We start from the raw sequence: 16,578 nt of genomic DNA on the forward strand, positions 1-16,578 counted from the left end.
ACACCGGTCTGTCTGCCTACACTGGGGGAAGCTGCTCGCTCCACCGGAAGGCCCTCCATGACCACGCTGGGAATTGAAGAAGAGTACCTCCTGCTCGATCCGGCAACAGGATTGCCCGTCTTCAATGCGTCCGAGGTCCAGGCGCTGCTGGAAACCGGCGGCACGGTCAAGGGTGAAGATATCCAGCGGGAGTTGCTCAGTTGCCAGATTGAGACGGCGACGCCGGTGTGCCAGACGCTCACCGAGGCGGAGGAATCGCTCCTGAACTTCCGGCGCCAGCTTTCGGCCGCGGCGCGGAAGTCAGGCGTCCGGGCGTCGGGCTCGGCAACCGCGCCGCGCATCGAGGAGGGTTATCCCAAGCTCACGGACAAGCAGCGCTACTACGAGTTGAAGTCGAGCGCCCGGGGAATCGTGGCGGACCAGTTCGTCAACGGACTGCACGTGCATGTGGGGATTCCGGACAAGGAGACCGGTGTGCAGGCCCTCAACCGGACCCGTCCGTGGCTTCCGATCATTACCGCGCTCAGCACCAATTCGCCGTTCTGGCTGGACCGGGACAGCGGATTTGCGAGCTGGCGGACGGTGCACTACCGCCGCTGGCCTGTGCAGGGTTGTGCGCCTATTTTTGCGGATGCAGCGGATTATGAACGGCGCATCCAGCGCCTGCTCGACACCGGAGTGATTATTGACCGCGGCGTCCTCACCTGGGTGGCGCGGCTTTCAGACCATTACCCCACCCTGGAGGTGCGCACGGCTGATTCCCAGCTGGAAGCGCAGGACTCCGTGCTGATTGCCGGTCTGGTACGCGGCCTGGTCACCACGGCAGTCAATGAAGCGCTCGCCGGCGCACCGTTCCCTGATCCGGACCCCGAGCTGCTGGATGCAGCCCAGTGGCAGGCGGCGCGGGAGGGGCTGGGGGGCGTCGTCGTCAATCCCCTGACCGGAGAGCTGACGCCCGCCCGGGAACAGATGGACCGGCTGCTGGAGCACATCGGCACGGCGCTGGACGACGCCGGTGATTCACACTGGATCCAGACCTGCCTGAAGACGGTCTGGGAGCGGGGCACCGGCGCGGTCCGTCAGCGCCGTGCGATGGAGCAGAGCGGCATGACCGGGCTGATTGACCTCTACACCGCGACGCTCACCGCCGAGCGGTAAATGCGAAGCCGGCAGGACACACCCTAATGCCGCGCATGAGGGGTGTGTCCTGACAACTCAGGGCAGGTTTCACAGCTGGAGGATGCGCACTTCCCAGGGCCGGAACTCGGGGGTCAGCTCTCCGTCGTAATTCCCAAGGATCAGCATTCCACCTTGTGCGGAGTTTGTGAGCGATGGCTCGTCCGGCAGAGCCATCGTGGCGCCGGAGACATTCCCGAGGACCAGGAGAGTGGTGCCCTGGTGTGAACGGGTGAACGCGTACAGGGTGGGATGATCCTCGGCAAGCATCGCGAACCGGCCCAGACGGACCGTCTCGTTCTTGTGCCGGAGTTCGATGAGCTGCTGGTAGAACCGAAACACCGAGTTCTCCGCAGCACGGTCGGTCTCGGCATTGACCAAAGTGTGATTCGGGTTGACCCCGATCCACGGTGTACCACTCGTGAACCCGGCGTGCTCCGCCGCCGTCCACTGCACGGGCGTACGCGCGTTGTCCCGGCTCATGATGCGCAGGTTCCGCAGCACCTCCTCGGGCTCGTGGCCCAATGGCCCTGTTGCCTCGTAGAAGTGATTGATGGACTCGACGTCGCGGAAGTCGTCGACGGTCTCGAAGGGTGCGTTGGTCATGCCGATTTCTTCGCCCTGATAAACGTACGGCGTACCCCGGTGCAGGTGGAGCAAAGCGGCCCAGAGGGTGGCGGACTCGTACCGGTAGGCGCCGTCGTTGCCGAACCGGGAAACCACTCGCGGCTGGTCGTGGTTGTTCAGGTACAGGCTGTTCCAGCCCGTTTCGGCCAGACCCTTCTGCCACCTGTTCCACGAGGTCTTCAGGTCACGGAGGTCCAGTCCCTTATAGTCCCACTTGCCGCCCTCCCCGTGGTCGAGACCGACGTGCTCGAACTGGAACACCATGTCCACTTCTCGCCGGGAGGGATCCGTGAAGAGTTTCGCCTCGTCGATGGTGACGCCGGGCATCTCACCAACTGTGATCAGACCTGACTCGCGACCATCGAAAACCTCGCGGTGCATCTCCTGGAGGTACTCATGAATCCGCGGACCCGAAACGAAATACCGTGAGCCGTCGCCCCATAACCTTCCGGTCGGTACCGGCCCGTCGGGCAGGGCGGGGTCTTTGGAGATGAAATTGATGACGTCCATGCGGAAACCGTCGACGCCGCGGTCCAGCCACCAATTCATCATCGCGTAAACCGCCCGGCGCACCTCGGGGTTCTCCCAGTTCAGGTCCGGCTGCTCCGGTGCGAACAGGTGCAGGTAGTACTGGTTCGTGGTGGGGTCCAGCGTCCAGCTCGGACCGCTGAACGCTGAGCCCCAGTTGGTGGGTTCGGCGCCCTTCTCGCCGACCTCGAAGCCCTCACGGGCATCCCGCCACCAGTACCAGTCCCGTTTGGGGTTATCGGTCGACGAAGAGGATTCAACGAACCAGGGATGCTGGCTGGACGTGTGGTTGACCACGAGGTCCATGACGAGTTTCATCCCCCGGCCGTGCACGCCCTGCAGGAGTTCGTCGAACTGCTCAAGCGTGCCGAAGGTCGGATCGATCTGCTGGTAATCGCTGATGTCGTAGCCGTTGTCGTGTTGCGGCGAGGAGTAGATCGGGGACAGCCACACCACGTCCACGCCGAGTTCCTCAAGGTGGTCCAGCTTGCTGACGATCCCGCCGAGGTCACCGACTCCGTCGCCGTCGGAGTCAGCAAAGCTGCGGGGGTAGACCTGGTAGACAACGGCGCTTGTCCACCAGGCGGGTTCGGCTGCCGGGTTCTCTGTACTTGGGCTCATGTGGTTGGTCCTCTCGACACGCCCGAGACTACCCATCGCCGGGCGAAAAGGTACACCGGGCGCAGTTTCCCTAAACCGAGTGCGCCCGGACTTCGATCAGAACGGACTGTTCCGGGAAGATCACCGGCGCGTGCACGCCGAGTGCGCCCAGAAGCCGGCCGCTCATGGCAAGGGGTGTGCCGGAACGCGCTGCTTCGGCCCAGGCGAGGCCGGATTGGCCCTGGTCTGCGTAGTCGAAGGATGCCGGTGCGATGGTGTAGGTCACCGAGGGGTCCAGCCCGGGGAAAGTGATCCTCCCGGGAGGGTAGGACGCACTGGAACCGGTGAGTGAATAGCCGTACAAAGCGCTCTGCCGGTCGCGGGCAACGACGCCGCGCAGGTCCATTGAGGGGTCCGGAAGGTCCGCGTGCACGGTGGTGCCGCTATGAAGCACGTCCCGCCACTGTTTGTGCAGCTCAACCCAGGAAGCGAGCTGGTCCAGCTCATCGTCGTTGAGCCCGGAGATATCCCATTCGACACCGAAGTGCCCGAAAATGGCGGTAGCGACACGGAATGAGAGCGTGTGGGTACGGCCGGTGGAGTGTGAACGGGGACCGCCCACGTGCATGCCCATCAGCTCCGGCGGGACGAGCAGCCCTGTGTGCTTCTGGTTCACGAGCCGCTCGATGGGGTCAATGCAGTCACTCGTCCAGATACGGTCAGTGTGACGCAGGATCCCCATGTCCACCCGCGCGCCGCCCGAGGCACAGGATTCGATTTCCAGCCCCGGGTGGCGCCCCTTCAGCTCGGCCATGAGCCGGTAGACCGCCTCGACATTGGAATGCACGACGGCGGCACCGCTGGTTGCGTCGCTGGCCTCCAGCAGGTCGCGGTTGTGGTCCCACTTGATGTAGGCGATGTTGTTTGCGTTGAGGACGTCGTCGATGCACGTCAGGATGTGGTTGTACGCGTCGGGATTGGCAAGGTTGAGCACCTGCTGCTGCCGGGCTGCGACGGGAAGCCTGCCCGGGGACTGCACGATCCACTCGGGATGGTTGCGGGCGAGCTTCGAGTCCGGGTTCACCATTTCAGGTTCGAACCAGAGACCGAACTCCATCCCCAGGGCGTTCACATGCTCAATGAGCGGCGTGAGTCCCTCCGGCCATACTGTCTCGTCAACGAACCAGTCCCCCAGTCCGGCGGTGTCATTCCGGCGACCAGCGAACCAGCCGTCGTCGAGTACGTACCGTTCTATCCCCGCCTGGGCTGCCCTGTCCGCGAGGGCTTTCAGGGTGGACAGGTTGTGGTCGAAATAGACGGCTTCCCATGTGTTGAGAGTGACCGGTCGCGGCCGTACCGGATGTTCCGGCCGGTTTCGAAACTCGGAGTGGAAGCGGGACGCGAGTTCGTTCAGCCCGTTGCCCCAGGAACCAAAGGCGTCCGGCGCAATGTAGGTCGCTCCGGGAGCAAGGGTCATCTCCTGAGGCAGCAGCAGCTCACCGCATGCCAGAAACTTCTCCCCGGAGGGAGTCTGCTCGGCAATGTACTGGTGATTTCCACTCCAGGCCGCATGGACGGCGTGAACCAGACCCTGCTCGAAGCCGAACGCTCTCTCTCCCGCAGCCACGAGCACGGTCGCGTCAGCACCGGGACGGCCCCGCCTGCTCTCGCGGTGATAGGAGCCGGTGGTGAGGTTATGGCGCTGGGGTGAACGCTCCCGCAGGTGGCGGCCAGTGTGATCAAGAATCTCCTGCGCACTCGCGGGGAGCGGGAAGACCGCAAGGAGGGAACGCACTTCGTAATCTTCGGCGCCGGTATTCGTAACGGCCAACCGTTGGTGGAGGAGACCAGCCGCAGTCAGGGTGAGCCGAACCGTCAGGGTGAGGCCGGCGTCGTCGTCGTGGGCTGTCACTCTCAGCTGGTGGTCATCTGCATCGAGCTCCGCGACCCGGAAGGCAGGCGTGAGGAAACCTCCGCGGCGGTGGCCTGTGAACGCCGGGGTGCCCTGCCATCCGTGCGCTTCCAGCGGAACCAGGGAGAGACGGGCGGGTTCATCAATGCTGCCGGATACGCGCTGTGGGACGGATGCGGCTGCCAGAGACTCGAGCTCGGAGGCCGGGATCTCGCCATAGGCCGGTCCCCAGTAGAGGATGGTGGGGAATCCAGCGGTGGTGGTATCGAGAAGCACGCTCGTGTTGGCGCGGGAAAGGTGGACGGTGCCTGGCTGCTGCATTCAATAGTTTTTACCGTAGAACGAATGGAGCGTCAATTGGTGCGGTCGGGCTGGTAATCCGCAGGACGGAGCGCCATCTCTGGGCATAGTATGTTTCAGGACGAAATCATTTCCGCGACGGAAGGAACACCGTGAACGTAGTCGCGTCCCTCCCTCGCGATAGCCCTTCCCGCCTGCTCGCGAGGGAGGTCCTGATCGGCGGTCCCCTGTCCCGGGGAGAACTGTCCCGGCGTCTCGGACTCTCGGTCGCAAGCCTCACCCGTCTGAGTAAGCCGTTGATCGAGGCCGGAATCCTGCAGGAGGGCCGCGAGATTCTTGAAGGCGGCGTCGGCCGGCCAACCAGGCCCCTCGAAGTGCCGGGTGGAACCCACAGGTTCATCGGAATCAAGCTGACCGGCGATGCCGCCTGCGGGGTAGCGACGGACCTGAAATGCCAACCCGTCGCTACAGCACAGGAGCTACTCGGCAGCGCAGCTGTAGATGAGGTCGTGGACGCAGTTGCCGCCGTCGTCGACGGGTTGTCCGACGGTAATGACGGTAATGCGGTAGACGGAATCGGCATCAGTCTCGGCGGCAAGGTATGCGACGACGGCACGGTGGTGCGCGCGCCGTTCCTGCGCTGGCGGAATGTGCCGCTGGGTCATCTCGTCCGGGAACGCACCGGTGTGCCGGTCACTGTGGAGAACGACGTCGTTGCCCTCACCGTGGGAGAGCAGTGGTTCGGAGCGGGCAGGGGGATCAGCAGTTTTGCGGTGCTCACCATCGGCGCCGGCGTGGGCTACGGCCTCGTGATCAATGATCGCGTCGTCGCTCCGGTGGACGCGGGGCTCGGGCTGGTGGGGCACTATCCGGTAGCTTCATCAGGACCGCTGTGCCGGGAGGGGCACCGGGGATGCGCAGATGCCGTCCTCACTTGGGGAGGCATTTGCGGCCAGTTCAGAATAGCCACTGACGAGGACTGCAGCTATGAAGAAATCCTTGACTTGGCGAAAAACGGCGACAGGGTGGCTTCCCTGGTGGTGAAGAGCGCAGGTACCGCCCTCGGCGTACTCGTTGCCGCCGTCGCCAACCTCACTATGGTGAACCTTGTGGTCCTCTCCGGCGAAGGTGTTGCCCTGGCGGATGTTGCATCGGAGGAGATCACAGCGTCGATTCTTGAGCACCGGGATGCCGAAGCCGCACCGGTGAGGCTGGTGCGTGAGCCGACCGACTTCGGCCAATGGGCAAGGGGAGCTGCGGCCGTGGCTATCCAGAGCTCGATACTGGGGCGAAACCGCTGAGCTATCGACCTTCGTTTCGCCTCGTCAGTCCCACGATCAGGCAGAGCAGCCCGGTGGCGAGCGGAAGCAACGTGTACAGGGTGTGCGTGCCACCCAGGTAACTCATCACGAAAAAGTAGACGAACGTGCCGACCACGAGCACAAGACCGACCGTGATCAATGCCCGGCCACGGTGTGGAGGCGGCAACGGAGGCAACCACGACGGGCGATCATTCATCCAGCTCACACGGACAGTCTACGGTTGCTGGTTCCCCGGTAAGCGGGCCAGGCCTCGATCAGCGGAAGAGGTTGTAGCTGCTCCATCCGGACCCGATGACGGATCTGCTGCCCCAGCGGCCGCCGGCGAACGGATAGTAGGCGAGTCGGCCGTCGGTGAGCCTGGTCATCAAACCCTGCTGACCGATCCCCCCGAAGCCCGGCAGATTCGCCACCGAGTCGATGCTCTGCCATCCGCTTCCGACCGTCCTGCGTGGCTCCGGGACGAAGCGACCGCTTCCGTCCGACCGGTACTGAACAAGCTTCCCGTCGGATTTCTTCGCGAGGATGTCCATGCGGGAGTCCCCGTCGAAGTCCGTCATCGTCAGGTACAGGCCCTGCCAGCCTGTGCCGATACCGGTCCTGGGGCTCAGCCCTCCCCCCGCAGCGTTTCCGTAGAACCACAGCGCGCCGGTGGGATCCGTAGCGACAATCCCTGGGTACCGGTCTCCCGAACGCCACTTTCCAACAGTCACGAAGTAGCCACCCCAGCCATGTCCAATGGATTGAGCCGGCGCGAACCCTCCCTCGTACTTTCCTGCGTAGTGGCTTAGACGTCCGTCCTTCCACTGGGCGATGATGTCCAGTACGCCGTCCTGGTTCCAGTCGGTGACGAACCCGGTTTTCAGGGATCCCCATCCGCTGCCGATGCTCGCCCGCCTCAGGAGGCCGCCGGTGCCGTTTGACGGGTACGTCCACAGGGTGCCGGCGGAATCGGCGGCGACCACATCGGCGGGGCTGTGGAGGGATGGCGAGTAGGTAACGCCTGCCGCCTGCCTGAGCGCAGCACCGGCGTCCACGATGCCGGTGCCACAGCCCGCGGTGCACTTCCCGGCCAGTGGCCGGGCCGATCCCCGCAGGATCTGCTCGACGTGTGCCGGTTTCAGAGCCGGATTGACCGCCAATATCAAAGCCGCAACTCCGGCGACGTGGGGTGCGGCCATGGATGTACCCTGCATGTACCGGTACGTCTCGCTGGACGGATCGATTAGTCCGAGATTTGACGTGGACAGAATGTTCTGTGATCCGGTGCTGCCGTCTCCACCCGGTGCCATGACGTCTACTTCGGGTCCGTAATTGCTGTAGCTGGCGATGTTTCCCAGTCGGCTGCTCGCTCCGACCGTCACTACGTTGGCGCAGTTTGCAGGCGCAACCTTCGCTGCGGGTTGTGCCTCATTGCCGGCAGCCGCGATGACGACGGACCCTCGCTGCACAGCAGAATCGATGGCCGATTGCAATGTAGGACCGCACGCTTCCTCGGATCCCAGGCTCATGTTGATGATCCGCGCCGGAGTGGTGTTCGCCGGAACACCCTTCACGGTTCCACCAGCTGCCCAGGTGAGCGCGTCCACGGTGTCGCTCAGGAACCCTCCGCAGGCTCCCATCACGCGAAGCGGCAGAAGCTTTGCCCCATAGGCCACCCCCGCCATTCCCCTGCTGTTGTTCGCCTCGGCTGCCACTATTCCCGCCACGTGAGTGCCGTGCCAGGAAGAGTTCGTCGGTTCCTCCCCGGGTTTCGGAATGAGGCAGGCGTCGCCCGGGTCACTGGGATCGGGGTCGCGTCCGTCGCCGTCAAGCGCAATGACCGGATCGGCAACGAAGTCATAACCGGCAAGGCTGTTGCGCGCCAGGTCGCTGTGCGGCGTGTGGCCGGTATCAAGGATCGCTATGGTCTGGCCGGTACCGATGGAACGCGTCCACGCTTCCGGGACCCGAAGCCCCCCGGCCTCCTCATACAGGTTCCACTGGTACTGGTAGAGCTGGTCATTAACCGTGGCGAGGGGACGCATGAGCACGTCCTCTTCGGCGTACTCCACGTCAGGATGCGCGTCGAGGACCGCGACGACGTTACCCGCACCCTCCGCCGAAACCTCACCCGCAGCTTGAACCACCACCGCTCCGTCCACCGTTTCGCGCAGCTCCCTGACCGAGATACCAAGCTCTTTAGCCAGCCGGCCGTACGCATGTCCCCTGCTGCCCGACTCGGCTCCCTCCTCGAACTTGACGATGAAGCGCTCCGTGGACTGAGATGCGTCCGAGTCCGCCGTGAAGGGCCCCGTCACCACATAGTCGGAAACGATCTGGGTCGGCGCAGGGGTAGCGTGGGCAGGAGGCGCCGCCAGCAGGGTGCCGCACACCGCCGTCGTAATGGCGGCTGGAAGCAGAGTACGGAAGCCTGGACGCAGAAAGGGCATGCTGAAAGTCCTGAAGGTTGTGGAAGGGAGCGCAATGATGTCTACGGTACAGAAATCGACTCACCGCGGGGGTAGTCCTGTGCATAACTTGCCGGTCTTCACAGCACAAAACTGAGGCGGACACAGAAAAAGCCCCGGCGAACCGGGGCTTAGTCAGTGGAGATGGCGGGAATTGAACCCGCGTCCGATGCAGTTTAGTCAGGGCTTCTCCGGGCGCAGTTTGCGTCGGGTTTTCTCAGCTCCAGCCATCTTGCAAACAAGTGGCTGCCGAGCTCAGTTGCATAAGAGTCCCCTTGGTTCCTGCAACGAAAACCAAGAGCAGTGGCCCTCTAAATGACGCCAGTATCCGGGTCGAGAGCATACCCGGGCTGACGGACTAGCTCCGCTGCTTAGGCAGCGAGAGCGAAGTCAGTGCGCTTCTGTTCGGCACTTATTGTTTTACAGAGAGCGTTTACGAGATAACTCTGTATCCTCGGCCCGCTTCCCCTGTCGCGACTAACATCGTCGAAACCTGTCATCCCCATATGCAGTTATCAACCAGCGTGATCAATCAACCGTGCCAATCAATTTTGCTGTCCCGGATTCCTCCGGGTTGTCTATTCTAACGCACCCGGGCCGGGAATGATTCCCTACGGGACCCGATCCCGATGCCTGCTCCTAGAACTCGATCCCAAGGATCACTATCTGGGCCTGCCACAGCATCAGCACAACGAACGACACCGCGACGAAAGCCAATCCCAAGGCTGCCAGCGCCGTGGTCGCGGCCTGCTTGCGCCGGAAACTCCACCAGAACACGGCAATGTTGAGCAGGACCAGGATCGGCGAGATCCAGACGAGGATCTGCGCGAAAAAGACGTAAATCAGGAAGAAGAAGGGGATCAACGCCAGAAACCCAGCCGGAACCACGGCAAACAACAGCAGCAGGTTGACGATGGCACCGATGGTCACCCACCAGGGGCGCTTGTACCTGAGTTCGGATTCTTCCTCTACGTCATCAGGTTCCTGCGCATCCCAGAAAACGTCGCTCATGCGCCGAGGTTCCGCTCTCGCATGGCGCGTTGCGCCTCACGGTTGTCCTGTTGCTCGCGCAGGGTCTGGCGCTTGTCATACTCCCGCTTACCGCGGGCGATGGCGATCTCCACTTTCGCGCGCCCATTAAGGAAGTACAGCTGCAACGGAACGATGGTGAAGCCGCTTTCCCGGATCTTGTGGGAGATCTTGGTGAGCTCCTCCCGATGCAGAAGCAGCTTACGACGGCGGCGTGCGGCATGGTTTGTCCAGCTGCCCTGCGAATACTCGGGAATGTGGATTCCCTCGAGCCAGAGCTCACCGTTATAGAAGATCGCGAACCCGTCCACCAGGGACGCCCGGCCTGCCCGAAGTGACTTCACCTCGGTGCCCTGCAGGACGATTCCAGCCTCATAGGTATCCAGCACCTGATAGTCATGCCGGGCCTTCCGATTGGTGGCCACTACCTGACGGCCACTTTCCTTGGGCACGGTTCAACTCCTTCAATAGTGCGGTGCGCTTCAGAACTGAAGCAAACAACGCGTCCCAGTCTACGGCGTCGGGCTGTCTGCGGCTGCTCACGGAGAGTGAGCTTCAGCGCCAGCGCTAGAGGAGGCCCATCGGATCGACCAGGCTTCCGTTGAGAACTGTCTCGAAGTGCAGGTGGCAGCCGGATGAGTTGCCGGTAGTGCCGGTGTACCCGATCAATTGGCCCGCGCTAACGCGCTGTCCCGGTCCCACGAGATAGCTCGAGAGGTGATAAAAGTTGGTAGCCAACGCATTGCCACCGACGACGCCGTGATTCAGTACGATTCGGTTGCCCGCCCCGGGGAGAGCGTTGGCGTCTGCATACCAGACTTCGCCTGCCGCGGGAGCGTACAGCGGCGTTCCGCAGGCTACTCCGTAGTCGATTCCGGTGTGGGTGTAACCGCCCGAGCCGTTGAAGTCGATGGTTCCCAGCGGGGTGGGACGCCAGCCGTAGCCGGAGGTGATCGGGCCGCTTACCGGGGCGCGCAGCGCGAACGCTGACGGGCTCGACGCCGGCGGAGGCACAATCACCGGCGCTACCGGTCGGGGGACGACCGGGGGCGGCACCACCACGGGCGCGGGCTTCGGCCGGTTGGCCGCGGCCGCTGCTTCTGCGGCACGCCGGTTGGCTTCGGCCGCCTCCGCTGCCGCGCGGCGGTTCGCCTCGGCCGCTGCAGCCGCACGACGCTCGTTCTCGATCCGCGCCCGCTCCTCGGCTTCTGCCTTCAGCCGTGCTTCTTCCCGCTTGCGTGCCTCTTCGATCAGCTTGCGCTGGCGTTCGGCAATGTCGACAACAACCTGTTGGTGCGCGTTCTCGACCTTGGCGAGCTTGGCCTCGATGACCGGCTTCTGTTTCTGCAACTTGTCGGAGAGAGTCGATGTGTCAGAGATGAGCTTGTCCACCTTGGCCTTTTCGGCCGCAGCTTCATCGCGGGCAACTTGCTCAGCGGCGAGCGCGGCATCCGCCTTGGCTTTCAGGTCAACGATTTCCTCTTCAACCGCAACGAGGCGCGCCTGCGAGTTCACGTTCGTTGCGTTCTGCTCGGCCAGTCGTTCCAAGGCCGAATTCTGGTTACGGAGCGCCTGCTCCACCAGTTCCATGGAAGCGAAGCCGTCGGAACCGTTGCTGCCGAGCATCAGCGAGAGACCGGTGGGCACGCCCCCGCTCTTGTAAGCCTGCGTTGCAATCTGACCGATCACCTTGCGGGTCTCAGCCATCTCGGCTTCGTCCTGCTTCAGCTGCTCGGTGATCTTGTTCTTGGTTTCCTGCGCCAACTGCACGCGTTGGGCCAGTGCGTTAACTTCGCCGGTCGCTGCTTCGACCCGGCCCTGTGCGTCTGCGAGCGACTGCTGCGCGCCCGGTAGCTGGCCCTGGTAGACCTTCAGCTGCGCGATGGTCTCTGCGATGTCCGAGTCGAGGTACTCAATCGACTGCTGAACTTCCTCAATCTGCTGCTCAAGGGCGGACTTGCGATCTTTGAGCTCATCCGCGTGGACAGGTCCGCTCAGCGTCAAGGTGAGCGCTGCCACGGTGGCCAGCGACAGGGCAGTAAGCGTTCTTACGCCTGCGGCACGGCGAATCTGTCGAAGCTCGCAAGGGGTTACGCTGCGCATACGGTCTCAGTTCTCACAAGTACCTACCCTAAACCTTCAAGTAACGTCTGAGGGTCAGGAGGGACGAAGCACCCGCAAGGAATGCACCCAGAAGGAACAGCGCGGGAACCACCAGCAAGAGTTCCTGTGTGGAGATGAAGCCCATTTGCGGGTATTCGCGTGCAAGCCACTCCCCGCCGTAACGGAGCACAGCCCACAGCGTCCCGGAAGCGATGGCTGCACCCAGGATTGCGGCGATGACGCCCTCGAGAACAAAGGGAAGCTGGATGATCGCCTTGCTCGCTCCTACCAGACGCATGATGCCTGTCTCCCGTCTCCGGCTGAAGGCAGAGAGACGGATTGTGGTTGCAACCAGCAGGACCGCGCCCACGCTCATGACGACGGCAATCCCCAGCGCAACGAGCGATGCGATATTGATGTAGCCGAAGATCTCTTCGAGGTACTCGCGTTGATCGCTGACAATATCAACGCCGGGCTCCGAGGAGAAAGCCTCGCTGATGACTTCGTACTTTTCGGGATCCACCAGCCCCACGCGGAATGATTCGGGAAGCTGATCGGCTGTGATCGCTTCCACGATGGGCGAGTTCGCGAGCTGCTCACGGAAATGGACCAGAGCCTGGTCCTGCGATTCATACTCCACAGTGTCAACGTAGGCACTGAGCTCCGGGGATTTCAGCTTGGCCTCGACAGCCGCCCGCTGCTCATCTGTGACCGGTCCCGATGCGCAGCTTTCGGAGGTGGAGTTTTCCACGCACAGGAACACGGCAACCTGCACGCGGTCATACCAGTACCCCTTCATCTGGTCTATCTGAAGCTGCAGGAGACCGGCCGCGCCGACGAACGTGAGCGAGATGAAGGTGACGAGCACAACCGACACCACCATCACGAGGTTCCGCCGCATGCCTGAGGCGATCTCGCCGAGAACGAATGCAAACCTCATCCGGCGGCCGCAGCCGTCGTAGTCGTTGATCCGATGTAGATGCCCTGCGCATCATCGCGGACCACGGAACCGTCCCGAAGCTCTACTACCCGCTTGCGCATGGTGTTCACGATGTCGTCGTCGTGGGTTGCCATCACCACGGTGGTGCCGTTCTGGTTGATTTTGTCGAGCACTTTCATGATTCCCATGGAGGTGGTGGGGTCCAGGTTTCCCGTTGGCTCGTCAGCGAGCAGGATGCCCGGCTTGTTCACGATCGCGCGCGCAATCGCCACGCGCTGCTGCTCGCCGCCGGAGAGTTCATGGGGCATGCGGTTGTTCTTGCCCTCCAGACCGACAGTCTTCAGTACCTCCGGAACCGTCTCGCGGATAACCGCCCGGCTCCTTCCGATGACCTGCATCGCGAAGGCGACATTTGCGAAAACCGATTTATTCGGCAGCAGTCGGAAGTCCTGAAAGACGACGCCGATGCCGCGCCTCAGCTTCGGAACACGCCAGCTGGGGATGTTGGCAACGTTCTGTCCTGCTACGTATACCGCGCCGCGGCTGGGCCGATCCTCCTTGAGCACCAACCGGATGAACGTCGACTTGCCGGAACCGGACGCGCCGACCAGAAAGACAAACTCGCCCCGGTCAATATCCAGGGTGACACCGTCAAGGGCCGGCTTCGACTTCTGGTCGTAGACCTTGGTGACTTGCTCGAATCTGATCATGATTTTTCTGCGCCCACATCCTTCTGCCTGTGCTCGGGCATGGGTGGAGGAAGCAAGCACCCAGCTCTTTTGACTATAGGCAGCCCGCCGGCGCAACGGCGCGGCATGGGGGCGGTGTGTCGCGATCTATCACCGACGCCCGGAAGCCGTGATCAGTCGTCGCTGTTTCGGTTGTTGGCGCGCCAGCGAATGCCAGCGTCGATGAAGTCATCGATCTCACCGTCGAACACTGCGGAGGTGTTGCCCACCTCGTGCTCGGTGCGCAAGTCCTTCACCATCTGGTACGGGTTCAGCACGTAGGATCGCATCTGGTCTCCCCAGGATGCCTTGACGTCACCCGCGTGTGCCTTTTTCTCGGCGTCTTCCTGCTCCTTCTTGAGCAGCAGGAGCCGCGACTGAAGGACCCGAAGCGCGGCGGCCCGGTTCTGGATCTGAGACTTCTCATTCTGCATGGAGACGACAATGCCCGTGGGGATGTGCGTCAGCCGCACGGCCGAGTCCGTGGTGTTGACCGACTGGCCACCCGGGCCGGAGGAGCGGAAAACATCGACGCGGATCTCGTTGTCGGGGATCTCGATGGAGTCTGTCTGCTCGATGAGCGGTATGACCTCGACCGCCGCGAAGGACGTCTGGCGCCTGCCCTGGTTGTCGAAGGGGCTGATTCTTACCAGTCGGTGGGTGCCCGCTTCGACTGACAGAGTTCCGAAGGCGTAGGGAGATTTGACCTCGAACGTTGCTGACTTCAAGCCGGCTTCTTCCGCATACGAGGTGTCGAGCACCTGCGTGGGATAGCCGCGACGTTCAGCCCAGCGCAGATACATGCGCAGCAGCATCTCGGCGAAGTCAGCGGCGTCCACTCCCCCGGCACCGGAACGTATGGTGACGACTGCTTCGCGCTCGTCCCACTCACCGGCGAGCAGCGTCACGACTTCGAGTTCATCGAGGGCCTTGCTTAGGGAGGTGAGTTCCTTAACGGACTCAACGCGGGAATCTTCGTCGTCCTCATCCGCAGCGAGTTCGACTAGGACTTCCAGATCATCGATGCGGGCCGCCAGCTTTTGGATCCGCGCGATTTCGGTCTGCTTATGGGAAAGACGCGACGTAATCTGCTGACCAGCGGAGGGGTCATCCCACAGGTTCGGCTCCCCTGCCTGCTCACTGAGTTCAGCAATTTCTGCTCGGATCGCTTCGACGTCGGTAACAGCCACAATGGAGTCGTATTTTGCTCGGAGGGCGCGGATCTCCGCGGAAAAATCAATATCTGCCATGGTGTTTCAAGACTACGTCATGGTCCTGCCGGCGCAGTTACCGCGTCAGGTCAGCCCGTGCGTCGGACGTCGCGGCAATCGGGATGCCGGCGGGAACCAGGAAATTCACGATCGGGGGATGAACAACCGCGGTGAGAACCACTCGAGCGGTTCGGGAATCCGGGGCCCCTGTTGCGGAATCCAGGGCAAGCCCGTTGAAGCGCGAAGGGGCTCCGGAGCGCTCAAGGTAAGCGGTAGCCGCCCGTGAGACGGATTCGGAATCGAGTGCGGGGGCCGGTTCGCCTCCGTTCGCGTCGATGGAGGCTACCGAGAACGTGTCCGCTGCACTCAGCGCCGCTCCGTCCGCTACCGAAAGCAGCTTCTTGTGCTCGATGTAGACGGCGGAGACAGCGGTGACCACCGCAACAACCAGCAGCGAGAGCAGGATGTAGCCGATGATCAGTACCGTGATCTGGCCGTCTTCATCCGTGGAGTGTTCGTAGTTGCGTGCGCGGGCTGCCATCATCCGAATCGCTCCACGAGTTGGGTGGCGCTCGAGTCGACTGTGGCTGCCGACGTATTCAGGCCCGGCATGGTGGGAATTAGTGGAAGCGGAACCAACAAGTCAACGGCGACGGTAACACTCGAGCCGGGTTCGAGACAGGTGCCGCCGCAGGTGATCGTGATCCCTGCATTGTCGGACGGGAAGCCGAAATCGGTCACCGTAAGGCTGACTGCCTGCTGCGCGCGGGCGTAGGCCTCTTCGGTTGTCTCCGAGTCCACAAAGACCTTCGCCGCCTGATCAGCCGCACCGACCACGGCGAACGATGCCCCCTGCACTGCGCCCACCGTCAGGACCAGGTAAACGACCGGCACTAGGAGGAGCAGCCCAAGGAAGGTGAACTCGAGAACCGCGCTGCCGCCGTCGTCGTCGGAATGCGCGGCAGCGCGGACATGCTCAGGAAGGGAGCGCAGAATGACCCGTCACCTCCATGGTTCCGCTCGGACCGATGAGTCCGATCACTGGGATAGGAGCCCGGACGGTTACCTGCAGTACGACGGCTCCTCCGCGGTTGACCTGGCTCACCGATACGTCCTGCGCATACGTGCTGTTGATCGCACCTGCGATCAGGGAACTTGTACGGGCAGCAGCGTCGGCGGGCGAACGGTCGGCAAGGGTTCCATAACGGGCGCCGGAGGAGGCGGCGTCGATCAGGGTGTTTCGCACATGAAGGACCAGCGTGAGCTGCACGACAGCGATGAAGAGTACCGTCACCAATCCGCCGATAAGCGCGAAGTCGACGCTCGCAGCGCCGCGTTCATTCGCGAGCCCATGGCGAGGCGTTGTGTGTTGGGGCCGGTGAATCACCGCCTTATCGACTGACGCGACTGATCGCCTCGTTGAACAGTCCTTCCAGGGCTGGGGAGGCAATCGCCAGGAGTCCTGCCACAAGGACAGCGGACATCAGCGTGATCATCACCCAACCAGGGACATCTCCGCGCTCGGGATGGTCCTCTGAGGAAGGGACAGTCAGATTGGTCCGTAGAACGGCGGTGGTGAACAGGAAGCTTGCGATGAGGCGGTTACGCATGCTGGGTTCCTCTCTTTCGTGTGGTGTTCAGTAGGGAGTCGAAGG

The 16,578-nt window shown here is 62.7% G+C and carries 16 protein-coding genes and 1 other RNA gene; 2 read left to right on the forward strand and 15 right to left on the reverse strand.

The window, feature by feature from the left end; translation table 11 throughout:
- The first annotated feature begins 57 nt into the window (after nucleotides 1-57).
- The gene (locus AC4D2M_RS01150) at nucleotides 58-1,158 is read left to right on the forward strand and encodes a carboxylate-amine ligase (RefSeq protein WP_490889261.1); all 1,101 of its coding nucleotides are present in this window, start codon (nucleotides 58-60) and stop codon (nucleotides 1,156-1,158) included.
- A gap of 69 nt (nucleotides 1,159-1,227) precedes the next feature.
- On the opposite strand, the gene AC4D2M_RS01155 is transcribed toward AC4D2M_RS01150, so the two are convergent.
- Nucleotides 1,228-2,952 carry an alpha-glucosidase gene (locus tag AC4D2M_RS01155; protein WP_490889262.1) on the reverse strand — a complete coding sequence of 575 codons (1,725 nt, stop codon included), beginning with the start codon at nucleotides 2,950-2,952 and terminating at the stop codon, nucleotides 1,228-1,230.
- Between the two features lie 70 nt (nucleotides 2,953-3,022).
- A complete protein-coding gene (locus AC4D2M_RS01160; protein ID WP_490889264.1) occupies nucleotides 3,023-5,164 on the reverse strand; it encodes an alpha-galactosidase in 2,142 nt (713 codons plus the stop codon).
- Nucleotides 5,165-5,295: 131 nt separating this feature from the next.
- Between AC4D2M_RS01160 and AC4D2M_RS01165 the strand changes: the two genes are divergently transcribed.
- The gene (locus tag AC4D2M_RS01165) at nucleotides 5,296-6,444 is read left to right on the forward strand and encodes an ROK family protein (protein ID WP_490889265.1); all 1,149 of its coding nucleotides are present in this window, start codon (nucleotides 5,296-5,298) and stop codon (nucleotides 6,442-6,444) included.
- Nucleotide 6,445: 1 nt separating this feature from the next.
- Here the strand turns inward: AC4D2M_RS01165 and AC4D2M_RS01170 are convergent, their stop codons facing one another.
- From AC4D2M_RS01170 to AC4D2M_RS01230, 13 genes are all read right to left on the reverse strand, one after another.
- Nucleotides 6,446-6,670 (reverse strand): hypothetical protein, encoded by a 225-nt coding sequence (locus AC4D2M_RS01170; protein ID WP_490889266.1) that lies wholly within the window; start codon nucleotides 6,668-6,670, stop codon nucleotides 6,446-6,448.
- Nucleotides 6,671-6,719: 49 nt separating this feature from the next.
- Nucleotides 6,720-8,894, reverse strand: coding sequence for a S8 family serine peptidase (locus AC4D2M_RS01175; protein WP_490889268.1), 2,175 nt, complete (start codon nucleotides 8,892-8,894; stop codon nucleotides 6,720-6,722).
- Nucleotides 8,895-9,048: 154 nt separating this feature from the next.
- Nucleotides 9,049-9,416, reverse strand: a transfer-messenger RNA (tmRNA) gene (gene ssrA, locus AC4D2M_RS01180).
- Nucleotides 9,417-9,551: 135 nt separating this feature from the next.
- On the reverse strand, nucleotides 9,552-9,923 hold the full coding sequence (locus tag AC4D2M_RS01185) for a hypothetical protein (protein ID WP_490889270.1): 372 nt from the start codon (nucleotides 9,921-9,923) through the stop codon (nucleotides 9,552-9,554).
- A complete protein-coding gene (smpB, locus tag AC4D2M_RS01190) occupies nucleotides 9,920-10,393 on the reverse strand; it encodes an SsrA-binding protein SmpB (protein ID WP_490889271.1) in 474 nt (157 codons plus the stop codon). The genes AC4D2M_RS01185 and smpB overlap by 4 nt, the downstream gene beginning before the upstream one ends.
- Before the next feature lie 115 nt (nucleotides 10,394-10,508).
- Nucleotides 10,509-12,044 carry a peptidoglycan DD-metalloendopeptidase family protein gene (locus AC4D2M_RS01195; RefSeq protein WP_490889273.1) on the reverse strand — a complete coding sequence of 512 codons (1,536 nt, stop codon included), beginning with the start codon at nucleotides 12,042-12,044 and terminating at the stop codon, nucleotides 10,509-10,511.
- 28 nt (nucleotides 12,045-12,072) lie between these two features.
- Complete coding sequence (ftsX, locus tag AC4D2M_RS01200; protein ID WP_490889275.1) at nucleotides 12,073-12,984, reverse strand: permease-like cell division protein FtsX; 912 nt, start codon at nucleotides 12,982-12,984, stop codon at nucleotides 12,073-12,075.
- A complete protein-coding gene (ftsE, locus tag AC4D2M_RS01205; protein WP_490889276.1) occupies nucleotides 12,981-13,694 on the reverse strand; it encodes a cell division ATP-binding protein FtsE in 714 nt (237 codons plus the stop codon). Before ftsE ends, ftsX begins: the two co-directional genes overlap by 4 nt.
- 152 nt (nucleotides 13,695-13,846) lie before the next feature.
- Nucleotides 13,847-14,962 (reverse strand): peptide chain release factor 2, encoded by a 1,116-nt coding sequence (gene prfB, locus AC4D2M_RS01210; protein ID WP_490889277.1) that lies wholly within the window; start codon nucleotides 14,960-14,962, stop codon nucleotides 13,847-13,849.
- Between the two features lie 37 nt (nucleotides 14,963-14,999).
- A complete protein-coding gene (locus AC4D2M_RS01215) occupies nucleotides 15,000-15,467 on the reverse strand; it encodes a pilus assembly protein TadG-related protein (protein ID WP_490889278.1) in 468 nt (155 codons plus the stop codon).
- On the reverse strand, nucleotides 15,464-15,817 hold the full coding sequence (locus AC4D2M_RS01220) for a hypothetical protein (RefSeq protein ID WP_490889280.1): 354 nt from the start codon (nucleotides 15,815-15,817) through the stop codon (nucleotides 15,464-15,466). Before AC4D2M_RS01220 ends, AC4D2M_RS01215 begins: the two co-directional genes overlap by 4 nt.
- Nucleotides 15,818-15,899: 82 nt before the next feature.
- Nucleotides 15,900-16,310, reverse strand: a complete 411-nt coding sequence (locus AC4D2M_RS01225; RefSeq protein ID WP_490889283.1) for a TadE/TadG family type IV pilus assembly protein — start codon at nucleotides 16,308-16,310, stop codon at nucleotides 15,900-15,902.
- A gap of 4 nt (nucleotides 16,311-16,314) precedes the next feature.
- The gene (locus tag AC4D2M_RS01230) at nucleotides 16,315-16,533 is read right to left on the reverse strand and encodes a hypothetical protein (protein ID WP_490889285.1); all 219 of its coding nucleotides are present in this window, start codon (nucleotides 16,531-16,533) and stop codon (nucleotides 16,315-16,317) included.
- Nucleotides 16,534-16,578: the final 45 nt, after the last annotated feature.

This window comes from Arthrobacter sp. TJ-270, from assembly GCF_058269075.1.